Genomic DNA, 11,923 nt, shown 5'->3' on the forward strand with positions numbered 1-11,923 from the left:
CCAGTCGGCGCGCTCCTGGGAGTCGAAGCGGGCCAGGAATCTCAGGCTGATCTGGGAGTCGAGGTCCCTGAAGAGGCCAACAGCGCCGGGGAACGCGGCGTGCAGGTGCGCGCGCAGTTGGTTGCACAGCGCGACGCGGTGCTTGACCAGTTCGCGGCGGGCGCGGACGGTGGCACGCAATGTCTTGGTGGCCTCGCTGTCCTGGGTCAGCGGTCGCAGTTGAGTCCGGTCGGTGCGCAGAGTGTCGGCCAGGACGTAGGCATCGAACCGGTCGTCCTTGTTGCCAGCCGAGCCATAGCGACTGCGCAGGTTCTTAAGCCGGTTCGGACTGATCACCACGACGGTCAGGTCGGCGTCGAGCAAGGCGTCCACGACCGGGCCGTCCCCGCGCTCGATGGCCACCTCGATGACGCCGTGCTTGCCGAGGAAGTTCACCAGGGCGCGGAGTCCGGCTGCGGTGTGCTCGACGCTCTGGCGGGCAATCTGTTGACCGAGGCTGTTGACGACGCTGACCGCGTGGTCCTCGCTGGCCCAGTCCACGCCACCGGTGACACCGTTGACGGGCTGGTCGGGCAGTTTGCTCCTCGGGGTAGTGCTGGCAGACTTCACGTCAGCCTCCTCGCTGCTAGACCCAGTGGGGAGGCACCCATCTCTCGGTGCCGGGACGCATCTGTCCGTCAGCTCACTGATCGGCGCTCCCGGCCTTTGGCCCTGGCGCACAGCCCTGTCGACGATCACGGCGTCCCGGGTGACCGCCGGGCCCTGCAGAACTCATGCTGGACCTCTCACGGTCGAGCGAGCAGGGCAGTGACCCGACGGCACCTCGGGTGCATCAGCGGTCCATCTAGAACCGCCGACGCGAGGAAGGTAGTCCAGTGAGCGGCGGAAGGGGACAGACGTTCCTGGGTATGCCGCGTGCCGGGCACCCCGGTCCGACGGCGGACACCGCGGTGGGCCACCTGCAGGGCGAACGGGACTTCCCCACCGCCGCGCGTGACGCACTGTCCGACAGCCAGCTGCGGCGCAACCTCGGCCACGCCACCGCCACGATCCGCGCCAAGCGTGCCTCGGTCGTCGGCGAGGTGCCCGACTGGGAGGCCCTGCGCGACGCCGGGAGCGCGATCAAGACCGACACGATGGCCCGGCTGCCCGAGCTGCTCGAGCAGCTCGAGACGGAGGTGACCGCGCGGGGCGGGGTCGTGCACTGGGCCCGGGACGCCGCGGAGGCCAATGCGATCGTCACGCGGCTGGTGAAGCAGACCGGTGAGACCGAGGTGGTCAAGGTCAAGTCGATGGCGACGCAGGAGATCGGCCTGAACGAGGCCCTCGAAGACGCGGGCATCACGGCATACGAGACCGACCTGGCCGAGCTGATCGTGCAGCTCGGACACGACGCCCCGTCGCACATCCTCGTGCCAGCGATCCACCGCGGCCGCAGCGAGATCCGCGAGATCTTCCTGCGGGAGATGCCGAACGTCGACCCCGCCATCACCGACGACCCCCGGGCGCTCGCCGAGGCGGCGAGGGGCTACCTGCGCCGTCGCTTCCTGCGCGCCAAGGTCGCGATCAGCGGCGCCAACTTCGCGGTCGCCGACACCGGCACGCTGGTGGTGCTCGAGTCGGAGGGCAACGGGCGGATGTGCCTGACGCTGCCGGAGACCCTGATCACGGTGATGGGCATCGAGAAGCTCGTGCCCACCTGGCGCGACCTGGAGGTGTTCCTCCAGCTGCTGCCGAGGTCCTCGACCGGTGAACGGATGAATCCCTACACCTCCGCGTGGACCGGGGTGCACAGCACCGAGGGTGTGCCCGACGGTCCGCAGACCTTCCACCTGGTGCTGCTGGACAACGGCCGGACGGCGGCCCTTGCCGACGAGCTGGGTCGCACGGCGCTGCACTGCATCCGCTGCTCGGCGTGCCTCAACGTGTGCCCCGTCTACGAGCGCACCGGGGGGCACGCCTACGGCTCGGTCTACCCGGGACCGATCGGGGCGGTGCTCTCACCGCAGCTGACCGGCATCACCGGCGGCGACGAGCCGAACGACTCCCTGCCGTTCGCCTCCTCCCTGTGCGGTGCCTGCTACCAGGTCTGCCCGGTCAAGATCGACATCCCGTCGATCCTCGTCCAGCTGCGCGCCGAGCACGTGGAGGCCCGCAAGGCCCGCAGCAAGGTACCCACCGCGGAGGCGGTCGCCATGGCGGCGGCGGCGTGGACCATGGGCGACGAGGGGCGGTTCGCCAAGGCGGGCAGGGCCGCCCGGATGGGCAGTCCCATGATCCGGCGGGGCAGGGTCCGGGTGCCGCTTCCACCACCGCTGTCCGGCTGGACCGCGTCTCGCGACGTGCCCTCGCCACCACCGGAGACGTTCCGTGAGTGGTGGGCGCACCGCGACCAGAGCGACGCGAGCGAGGCCCGGGCGTGAGCGCCCGCGACGAGGTGCTGCGGCGGGTCCGGGAGGCGGTCGGGTCGACCGGCGGGACGACGCCGCCCCCTCGTGCCTACCGGACCAGCGGCGACCTGCCCGCCGGCAGCTCGGAGCTCGACGACCTGCTGGTCGAGCGGATCGAGGACTACCGCGCGACGGTGCAACGCACCGGCGGCAGCGACGAGGAGATCGTGGTGGCAGTCCGGTCCGTCCTCGGCTCGTTGGGTGTGACGTCCGTCGTCTGCCCACCGGCCGTCGCGGCCCACTTCCTGGCTCCGAACGGTGACCAGGAGAGTGGGATCGATTCGCGGGCGGAGAACGCCGGACCGGTGCGCATCGTGGCCGACGACGGCAGCCTCGACGCCGACACCCTCGACGGGATCGACGCGGTCGTGACCGGTTCCGCGGTCGCCATCGCCGAGACCGGCACGATCGTGCTCGACGGCGGCCCCACGTGCGGTCGGCGCGCGATCACGCTGGTGCCCGACATCCACGTGTGCGTGGTGCGGCCCGACCAGGTGGTCCAGACGGTGCCCGAGGCGCTCGCGCGGCTCGACCCGGCGCGGCCGCTGACCTTCATCAGCGGACCGAGCGCGACCAGTGACATCGAGCTGAGCCGCGTCGAGGGTGTCCACGGTCCCCGCACGCTGGTGGTCATCCTCGCCCGCAGCTGACCCGGCCCGGCACGCGATCACGGCGTTCTCCGGACGAGCTGGCCGCTGCGGGGCACCCTCGGGGTGCAGGCGGTGGACCAGCGTCCTGCCGCCGTCGTCGAGATCGCCTCGGCGTCCGACGCGCAGTCGGCCGTACGCACCGCCACCGGCCTGGGTCACGCCGTTTCCGCACAGTTCAGCGGCCACGCCGCGACACGGGCTCTCGACGACACCGTGGTGGAGCGCACGGCGCGACTGGGCCAGGTGGAGGTGGACACCGCTGCCCGCATGGCGCGCATCGGCGCCGGGGTCTCGTGGGCCCAGTTGCTCGTCGACCGGTTCGTGGCGGCGGCAGGCGCGCCCGGCCAGCAGTCGATCCTGATGGCGCAGGTGCGCCACCTCGGCGGGGCCTTCGCCTTGCCGAGTCATCGCCCGACAGCCTCCGGGCCGATCGACGACCCGTTCCTGCTGTTCGTCGTCGCCCTCGCGTTCGGGCCGCCGATGACCGACCGCTTCGGCGAGCTCTCCTCAGCACTCGGACCCGAGCTGACCGGCCGCACGGCGTTCACCATGCTCTCCGCCGACGACCCGGTCCAGCGCGCCTTCACGGCACCCGAGCTCGAGGCCCTGCGTGCGACCAAGCAGCGGGTGGACCCGCGACGCCTGGCCGCGGGTCACGCGCCCGTCAACGCCGGCGTTGGCACCGCCCGCACCAGTAGAGCGTGCGACCCGCCGCAGCGACCGACCGCACCCAAGAGCCGCACACCCGGCACGGTTCGCCGGCACGCTGGTAGAGGTAGAACCGGCGCTCGTAGCGGTCACCCAGCCGCTCGCCGGTCAGGGTGGGCGTATGGCGGGCCGCCGCACCGCTGGCCACCTCCCCCAGCGCCTCGGTCACCTGGTCGTCCATGGTGAGGATCTGGTTGTAGGCCACACCGATCCGCATCAGCTGGGACAGGTCGTCCCAGAGTTTCTGCCAGGTCGTGCGACGCACCTCCTGACCGGGACGAAAGGGGTTGACGCGCTGGCGGAACAGCACCTCGCAGCGGTAGACGTTGCCGACACCGGCGATCACGGCCTGGTCCATGAGCAGCTCACCGATGGGCCTGCGACTGTTCGAGATCCGCGACCACCCCAGTTCCGGATCGGCATCACCGCGAAGCGGATCCGGGCCCAGTCGCGCCTCGACGGCGTGCACCTCCGCGGGCGTGATGACGGCGCACAGGTTGGGGCCACGCAGGTCGGCGACGTGCCCGTCACCCGCCAGCCGCAGGCGAACCTGGCCGGTCACCGGCAGGTGGGCGGCCGGCATACCGACGAGCTCCGCTGGCAGCGGGACCACGGGGAAGGTGCCGATCAGCCCCAGGTGCACGTGCAGCCAGACCTCACCGTCGAACTCGACGAACAGGTGCTTGCCCCAGGCCGACGAGCCCACGAGGACGGTGCCGTCGAGCCGGGACGCCCCCGCCGCGAACCGGCCCTGCGGACTGGTCGCCGCGACCGGGGAGCCCGCGAAGGCGCGGTCCAACCGGCCCGCCAGCGCGTGGAGGGTGTGTCCTTCGGGCATCGCTCAGCTCGCGGCCTTCTTGCGCGCCGTCTTCTCCGTCTTCGCGGACTTCTTCGCGGTCCTCTTGGCCGGCCTCTTCTCCGACGTGTCCGCCTTCTTGTCGGCGCGCTTCGTGGTCTTCTTCTCGGTCTTCCCGGCCGACTTCTTCGCGCTGCCCTTGCCCGACGGCTCCTGGTCCGAGCCCCCGTCGCCGGTCGGCTCACCCCGAGCCGCCTTGGCCCGGTCGACGCTGCGCTGCAGGGCCGCGAGCAGGTCGACGACCTCGCCGCCGCCCTCGTCCTCGGCCTGCGGCGGCGCCTTGACCTCGCCGCCCTCCAGCTTGGCCTTGACCACGGCCTCGACCGCCGCTTCGTACTCGTCCTCGAACTCGTCGGGCTCGTAGTCGCCCGCGAGCGAGTCGACGAGCATCCGCGCCATCTTGAGCTCCTGCGGCTTGGCGGCGTTGTCGGTCCCGTCGAGGCCGGCAAAATCCGGCTCCCGGATCTCGTCCGGCCACAGCATGGTCTGCAGCACGATGACGTCGTCGCGGACCCGAAGCACCGCGATCGTGGTGCGGGTGCGCAGCGACACCGTCACGACCGCCATCCGGTCGGCCTCCTTGAGCGCCTCCCGCAGCAGCGCATACGGTTTCGCAGCGGCCTTGTCAGGCTCGAGGTAGTAGGACTTGTCGAGCAGCATCGGGTCGATCTGGTCGACCGGCACGAACTTCTCGACCGCGATCTCGCGGCTGCTGTTGATCGGCAGCTCGGACAGGTCCTCATCGGTGAGCACGACCATCTGGCCGTCCTCGGTCTCGTAGCCCTTGGCGATGTCGTCGTAGGAGACCTTCTCGCCGTCGATGCTGCAGACCCGCTGGTAGCGGATGCGGCCGCCGTCCTCGCGGTGCACCTGCCGGAACTGCACGTCGTGGTTCTCCGTGGCGGAGTACAACTTCACCGGCACGTTGACCAGCCCGAAGGACACCGCGCCCTTCCAGATCGCGCGCACTGTGAGCCACCCACTCTCGTCGAGGTCCTGACCGGGCCCATTCTGGCAGGGGTTCGCGGCCTGTGCCCATTGTCGGTCAGGATGGGGCCATGCGCCCCATGCTCGCCACCCCGGGAACCACCGTTCCCACCGGTTCGCAGTGGGCACACGAGATCAAGTGGGACGGGATGCGGGTCCTCGCCGACGTGCGCGAGGGCACGGTGCGGTTGTTCGCCCGCAGCGAGAACGACGTGACCGTGAGCTTTCCCGAGCTGCGCTCGCTAGGCTCGGTGGCCGACGACCTGCTGCTCGACGGCGAGGTCGTGGCCTTCCGCGCCGGCACACCGTCCTTCGAGGCCCTGGCCGAACGCATGCACGTGCCGGACGGCCGCAAGGCGGCGCGCCTGGCGTCGACGACCCCGGTCACCTACGTGGCCTTCGACCTGCTCCGGCTGCACGGCGAGGACCTCACCGGCAGGCCGCTGGCCGAGCGCAGGGCGATGCTCGAGCGCCTCGAGCTGGCCGGCGGATCCGTCCAGGTGCCACCGATCTACGACGACGGCAGGGCCCTGGCCGAGGCCACACGCGAGCAGGGACTCGAAGGCGTCGTGAGCAAGAGGCTGGACTCCCCCTACCGCCCGGGCCGGCGCAGCCAGGACTGGCTGAAGTTTCCCCACCGACCGACGATCTCGTGCGTCGTGGGCGGATGGCGGCCCGAGACCGGGAGCATGGGGCGGCTCGGCTCGATCCTCGTGGGGGTCCCGGGTCAGGCAGGGCTGCTCTACCGCGGACGATCCGGCGCAGGGCTGGCGGGCAGGGCGGGCGGGCGGTTGCTGGAGCTGCTGCGCCCGCTCGAGACCGACGAGTCACCGTTCGTCGACGAGGTGCCCCGCGTCGATGCGCTGGGCGCGACCTGGCTGCGTCCCGAGCTCGTCGTGGACCTGGCCGCGCTGCGCGTGACCACAGCCGGTCGTTTGCGCCAGCCGGCCTACCGCGGGGTGCGCAGTGACCTCAGGCCTAGCGACCTGGCCACCTCCACCAATACCCCCACCGACTCACGAAGGAGCTGAGCCGTGGCGGCAGCGAGCGAGACCATGACGGTGGAGGTCGAAGGGCGGCGGCTCAAGGTCAGCAACCTCGACAAGGTGCTCTACCCGGCCACCGAGACCACCAAGGGCGAGGTCCTGCACTACTACGCCCAGGTCGCCTCGACCCTGCTCCCCCACCTGGCCGACCGGCCGGTCACCCGCATCCGCTGGCCGAACGGCGTGGAGGGACAGTCCTTCTTCGAGAAGAACCTTCCCTCCGGCGCACCCGGCTGGCTGCCGGCGGTCACCATCGACGCGCCGGGTTCACGCAGCGGCAACGACGAGGTCACCTATCCGCTCGTCGGCGACGTCGCGACGCTGACCTACCTGGCCAACCTCGCGTCACTCGAGCTGCACGTGCCGCAGTGGCGGATCGGCGGAGGCGATGAGGGCGGTGAGGGCCATGAGCTGTTGCCCCCGGACCGGCTGGTCATCGACCTCGACCCCGGGCCGCCCGCCGGGCTGCACGAGTGCGCCCGCGTGGCGCTTCTCGTCCGTGACCGGCTCGCCGAGCTCGGTATGACGTGCGCGCCGGTCACGAGCGGCAGCAAGGGGATGCAGCTCTACGCGACGCTCGACGGCAGCCGCGACTCCGACACCGTGCGCGACCTCGCCAAGGAGATCGCGCAGGAGCTGACCAAGGCCGAGCCGGACCTGGTGCTGTGGAAGATGACCAGGTCGATGCGGCCGGGCAAGGTGCTGCTCGACTGGAGCCAGAACGTCGCCGCGAAGACGACCATCTCGCCCTACTCGCTGCGCGGCCGGACCGCCCCCTTCGTCGCCGCGCCGAGGACGTGGGAGGAGATCGAGCACGGGGCAGAGCACGAGGACGCCCTGCGTCAGCTGCAGATGTCCGAGGTGCTCGAACGGATCGATTCCGAGGGCGACCTGTTCACCCTCCAGCTGGGCTGATCCCTTGCCGCGCTCCTCCGCGGCGCCATTTGCCGCGGAGGAGGGAAGTGATTTCAGTTGGCCTTGTCGTAGGCCTCGAGGAGTTCGGCGGAGACGCGTCCACGGTCACTCACCTTGAATCCATTCTTGCGGCCCCATTTGCGCACGTCGTTCAGGTCATCACGGCGCGATCCCGAGCTGCCGCGGCGACCGCTGCTCTTGCGTCCGCCCGCACGGCGCGCGTGACCGACCCAAGTGGCGAAATCCTTGCGGAGCTTGCCGGCATTTGCTTCTGAGAGATCAATCTCGTAATGCACCCCGTCGAGACTGAAACTCACGGTTTCAGTGGCATCCCCGCCGTCGATGTCATCGACGAGCAGGACTTGCACGCGCTGGGCCATGAATGTCTCCAAACGTCAAAGTAAAGGAAATTCGACTCTTCCGTGATGGAGACTAACGGACAACGACGCCCTATTGCGAGTTTGTGGAATTCCCGCCCTCGGAGGAATGCAGCCGGTCCTGCTCGGCTTCCCATTGTGCGTGGGCCAGACGTTCTCGCCGGTCGCCCTCGAGAATGTGCTTCATGATGTACCAGAAGAGGTACAAGATCCCGACCGAGGGGATCAAGGTGATGATGGCCGGCCAGACCTGGTCCATGGCTGTTCCTCCTGGTCTTGGTGCCGGGTCGCTTCGTCGGGCGTCGAGAGCGCCGGTCGGCGCCTCGTGCCCGTCCGACCAAGGATAACCGCGCTCCCGGAGCCGTCCCACCGGCGATCAGAAGAGCAGGTCTCCCCGGACCCGGCGCTCGTGGTCGAGGAGGTACTGCTTGCGTTCGAGGCCGCCGCCGTAGCCGGTCAGGCTGCCGTCCGCTCCGATCACCCGGTGGCAGGGCACGACGATGCTGATCGGGTTGTGTCCGTTGGCCAGTCCCACGGCGCGAGAGGCGCCCGGCGTGCCCAGCGACGTGGCGATCTGGCCGTAGGAGCGGGTCTCGCCGTAGGGGATCTGGCGCAGCGCCTCCCAGACCCGCTGCTGGAAGGCGGTGCCCTCGGGCGCCAACGGCAGGTCGAACTCGGTGAGCTCCCCCGCGAAGTAGGCCTGCAGCTGCTCGGCGGCCGCGCCGAACACCGCGTCGTGGCGCCGGCCCCGGTCGGGGTTGCGGGGGCCGTGCCGGTTCACCTCCATCAGCAGCGCGGTCAGCGCGCCGTCCTCGGCGACGAGGGTGAGCGGCCCGATCGGGCTGTCGAGGACCGTGTGGGCACGCTCGCCGGCCGGGCTGGTCGTCGGTCCCGCGGGAGGCGTCTGCGTTGTCCGTGTCGTGCCTGTCATGTGTGTCATGTGTCTGTCCTCGGGTTCATCGTGCTCGTCTCCGGACGGGGTCGGGCGGGTCGCCGGCGGGGATACCGGTCACGCGGCCGAGTCGCTCGGCAGCCGGTTGATGGCGTGGTCACCCGCGGCCCAGAGGTACTGCACGGCATACGCGCGCCACGGTCGCCAGTCTCCGGCGCGCGCCGCGAGGGCTCGGGCGTTGTCCGGCAGGCCCAGCGTCCGGGCGGCGCTTCGCACACCGAGGTCGCTGGCCAGGAACGCGTCCGGATCACCCAGACAGCGCATCGCGATCGTCTCGATGGTCCACGGTCCCACTCCCGGCAACGCCGCCAGGACGGTGCGGGCCGCATCCCAGTCGCTGCCGATGTCGAGGACCAACCGTCCCTGCGCCAGCGCCCCGACGAGGCCGGTGAGGGTGCGGCGCCGAGCCTGGGGCATCGCCAGCGCCTCCGGGTCGAGGCCGAGCAGGTCCTGCACCGCGGGGAAGAGGTGGGTGAGCCCGCCACCGGGGTCCTCGACGCACTGCCCGTGGGCGATCGTGAGCCGGGCCGCCAGCGTCCTGGCAGCGGCGGTGGAGACCTGCTGGCCCAACACGGCGCGCACGGCCATCTCGTCGGGGTCGACGGTGTGCGGCACGCGGCGCCCCGGCGTTCTGCGCACCAGGGGACGCAGCAGCAGATCACCCGACAGGGCCTCGTCGACGGCCATCGGGTCTGCATCGAGGTCGAGGAGCCACCGGCACCGGCTCGTCGCGATGCCGAGGTCGCGCAGATCGGTGAGCCACAGCCGGCATGCGACGTGGTCACTCTCCGGTCGCAGGGCGACCACGCCCGGGCCGTGCGGCAGCCGGAGCGTGCGCCGGTAGGCCCCGTCGCGCCACTCCTCGACGCCGGGCACCGCCGTCGCGGCGAGGTGGCCGAAGACGTTCGACGGTGTGAAGGGCTGGCGGTAGGGAAGCCGCAGGCGGACCTCCCCGGGCGCCGCAGCCACGGCCCGGCGCCGGCGGGACCGCAGCTGCGTCGGGGTGAGGGCGAAGACCTCCCGGACGGTGGTGTTGAAGGCACGGATGCTCGAGAAGCCTGCGGCGTAGGCCACCTGCGTCATCGGCAGCGCGGTGGTCTCGATGAGCAGCCTCGCCGTCTGGGCGCGCCCCGCTCGTGCGAGGGCCAGGGGACCGGCCCCGAGCTCGGCCCGCAACTGACGCTCGAGCTGGCGCACGCTGTATCCGAGCCGTGCGGCGAGGCCGCTCACGCCCTCCCGGTCGACCACCCCGTCAGCGATGAGCCGCATCGCGCGGGCCACCACGTCGGCCCGCACGTTCCACTCCGGGGATCCGGGGCTGGCGTCGGGTCGGCAGCGTTTGCAGGCGCGGAAGCCCGCCTGCTGCGCGGCGGCGGCGCTCGCGTAGAACCGCATGTTCTCGGGTTTGGGCGGGCGCACCGGACAGCTCGGCCGGCAGTAGATCCCCGTCGTCAGGACGGCGGTGATGAACCAGCCGTCGAACCGCGCATCGTGGGACGCCACGGCGCGCAGGCAGCTGTCTCGGTCCTCGTGCATGCCGCAAGCATGTCCTCCGGGCAGCTCGAGGTCTAGCCGAAATACGACACGGACGAGCTGTGTGCCCCGGCCATTCCGCGCGCCTTCCCGAGGCAACACCGGGGATGCTCGCCCCACCTGCAGCAGGGTGCACTCGCGCTACGGGTGTCCTGTCGAAGGCTGGGGCACCAGGTCGAGGGCGATGTCGAGGATCCGGGAGGAGTGGGTCAGCCCCCCGACGCTGAGGTAGTCGACGCCGGTCAACGCGTAGTCGCGGGCCACGCCGAGCGTCAGGCCGCCGGTGGCCTCCAGCTCCACCCGCTCGCCCGTGTTCCGGACGGACTCCACCGTGGTGCGCAGCAGGTCCACGGACATGTTGTCGCACAACAGGAACCGGGCTCCCGCGGCCACCGCCTCGAGCGCCTCCGCGGTCGTGGTCACCTCCACCTGGACATCGACGTGTGGGTATGCCGTCCGCACCAGGTCGAAGGCCACCGACACCGAGCCGGCGGCCAGCTTGTGGTTGTCCTTGATCATCGCGACGTCGAACAGGCCCATTCGCTTGTTGGTGCCGCCACCGCACAGCACGGCATACTTCTCCAGCGCCCGCAGCCCGGGAGTCGTCTTGCGGGTGTCCAGGACGCGCGCGCCGGTGCCCTCGAGCGCATCCGCCCAGAGCCGGGTGTGGGTCGCCACGCCGGAGAGGCGACTGAGCAGGTTGAGGAGGGTGCGCTCGCCGACGAGGGTCGCCTGGGTCGAACCGCGGAGGACGGCGATCACGTCATCCCGTGCCACCGGGTCGCCGTCCTGCCGCACCACCTCGGCGTCGACTCCACTCAGTCCCAGCCGTTCGCAGACCGCGTGAAAAACCATGGAGATCAACGGGGTTCCCGCTATGACGCCTTCTGCGCGGGCCACGACGTGAGCCGCCGAAACCTGCTCGGTCGGGATGGTGGCACTGCTCGTCACATCGACACCCGGGTGGCCGCCCAGGTCCTCGGTGAGGGCAGTGTCAACCACGAGTCCAGCGGCCTGCTCGGGGAACTCGGTCATGTCAGCTCTTGGGCGGGAACGGGGTGGTATGCCGTCGAGAGCAGGCCGTCCTCGCCACGGACAGCGGTGGTGTGTCCGCGCCAGTGGGCATCGTCCGGATGCGGGTGATCGGAACGGACATGCCCGCCGCGGGTCTCCTCACGCAGGGCGGCGACATGCGTGAGGACCTGGGCGAGGTGCAGCAGGTTGGTGGTCTCCCACGCCTCCGGGCCGGGCAGCGTCTGGGCCGCTTCTGCCTCCGCGATCGCCGCGAGCTCCTTCTCCGCCCGCGACATGGTGCCGGCCGAGCGCACCGCACCGGTGCCGGTGGTCATGGTCCGCTGGATCGCGGTGCGTTCGCGTGGCGACACCAGGGCAGGCCCTCCCGGACGGGTCGCCGGCCCGGTCGCCGCCGCGGGCGGCAGCTCACCGGCC

12 protein-coding genes and 2 pseudogenes are annotated in these 11,923 nt (G+C 70.9%); 5 read left to right on the top strand and 9 right to left on the bottom strand.

What is annotated here, in order from left to right; translation table 11 throughout:
* Positions 1-609 (bottom strand): IS110 family transposase (locus FRW57_RS09935; protein WP_203230289.1); only part of this gene is annotated, 609 nt, incomplete at its 3' end.
* A 299-nt stretch (positions 610-908) separates the two neighbouring features.
* Here FRW57_RS09935 and FRW57_RS09940 point away from each other — a divergent pair.
* The 3 genes and pseudogenes from FRW57_RS09940 to FRW57_RS25060 form a co-directional block, all read left to right on the top strand.
* Positions 909-2,423, top strand: coding sequence for a LutB/LldF family L-lactate oxidation iron-sulfur protein (locus tag FRW57_RS09940; protein ID WP_152185926.1), 1,515 nt, complete (start codon positions 909-911; stop codon positions 2,421-2,423).
* Positions 2,420-3,100 (top strand): LutC/YkgG family protein, encoded by a 681-nt coding sequence (locus FRW57_RS09945; RefSeq protein ID WP_137121365.1) that lies wholly within the window; start codon positions 2,420-2,422, stop codon positions 3,098-3,100. Before FRW57_RS09940 ends, FRW57_RS09945 begins: the two co-directional genes overlap by 4 nt.
* Before the next feature lie 72 nt (positions 3,101-3,172).
* Positions 3,173-3,394, top strand: a pseudogene (locus tag FRW57_RS25060) (FAD-linked oxidase); the annotation flags it as partial.
* A gap of 370 nt (positions 3,395-3,764) precedes the next feature.
* Here FRW57_RS25060 and FRW57_RS09955 read toward each other — a convergent pair.
* Together FRW57_RS09955 and ku are read right to left on the bottom strand one after the other, a co-directional pair.
* Positions 3,765-4,646 carry an Fpg/Nei family DNA glycosylase gene (locus tag FRW57_RS09955; RefSeq protein WP_137121364.1) on the bottom strand — a complete coding sequence of 294 codons (882 nt, stop codon included), beginning with the start codon at positions 4,644-4,646 and terminating at the stop codon, positions 3,765-3,767.
* Positions 4,647-4,649: 3 nt separating this feature from the next.
* On the bottom strand, positions 4,650-5,633 hold the full coding sequence (ku, locus tag FRW57_RS09960; protein WP_137121363.1) for a non-homologous end joining protein Ku: 984 nt from the start codon (positions 5,631-5,633) through the stop codon (positions 4,650-4,652).
* Positions 5,634-5,722: 89 nt separating this feature from the next.
* Here ku and ligD (FRW57_RS09965) point away from each other — a divergent pair, with 89 nt between their 5' ends.
* Positions 5,723-6,682, top strand: coding sequence for a non-homologous end-joining DNA ligase (gene ligD / locus FRW57_RS09965; protein ID WP_152185923.1), 960 nt, complete (start codon positions 5,723-5,725; stop codon positions 6,680-6,682).
* Between the two features lie 3 nt (positions 6,683-6,685).
* Entirely contained in the window at positions 6,686-7,612 is a 927-nt protein-coding gene (gene ligD, locus FRW57_RS09970; RefSeq protein WP_373681294.1) for a non-homologous end-joining DNA ligase, read from the top strand.
* 53 nt (positions 7,613-7,665) lie between these two features.
* On the opposite strand, the gene FRW57_RS09975 is transcribed toward ligD (FRW57_RS09970), so the two are convergent.
* The 6 genes and pseudogenes from FRW57_RS09975 to FRW57_RS10000 all read right to left on the bottom strand — a co-directional run.
* Positions 7,666-7,992 (bottom strand): histone-like nucleoid-structuring protein Lsr2, encoded by a 327-nt coding sequence (locus FRW57_RS09975; RefSeq protein ID WP_137121361.1) that lies wholly within the window; start codon positions 7,990-7,992, stop codon positions 7,666-7,668.
* Between the two features lie 70 nt (positions 7,993-8,062).
* Positions 8,063-8,248: a hypothetical protein gene (locus FRW57_RS09980; RefSeq protein WP_137121360.1), complete on the bottom strand. Its 186-nt coding sequence runs from the start codon at positions 8,246-8,248 to the stop codon at positions 8,063-8,065.
* Between the two features lie 117 nt (positions 8,249-8,365).
* Positions 8,366-8,929 (bottom strand): methylated-DNA--[protein]-cysteine S-methyltransferase, encoded by a 564-nt coding sequence (locus FRW57_RS09985; protein ID WP_238384646.1) that lies wholly within the window; start codon positions 8,927-8,929, stop codon positions 8,366-8,368.
* A gap of 69 nt (positions 8,930-8,998) precedes the next feature.
* The gene (locus tag FRW57_RS09990; protein ID WP_137121359.1) at positions 8,999-10,477 is read right to left on the bottom strand and encodes a DNA-3-methyladenine glycosylase 2 family protein; all 1,479 of its coding nucleotides are present in this window, start codon (positions 10,475-10,477) and stop codon (positions 8,999-9,001) included.
* A 138-nt stretch (positions 10,478-10,615) separates the two neighbouring features.
* The gene (nadC, locus tag FRW57_RS09995) at positions 10,616-11,509 is read right to left on the bottom strand and encodes a carboxylating nicotinate-nucleotide diphosphorylase (RefSeq protein WP_152185924.1); all 894 of its coding nucleotides are present in this window, start codon (positions 11,507-11,509) and stop codon (positions 10,616-10,618) included.
* Positions 11,506-11,923 (bottom strand): annotated as a pseudogene (locus tag FRW57_RS10000) (L-aspartate oxidase); the annotation flags it as partial. The gene nadC and the pseudogene FRW57_RS10000, both read right to left, overlap by 4 nt.

Origin of the sequence: Segeticoccus rhizosphaerae, from assembly GCF_009192725.1 — a bacterium.
Lineage (GTDB): Bacteria > Actinomycetota > Actinomycetes > Actinomycetales > Dermatophilaceae > Segeticoccus > Segeticoccus rhizosphaerae.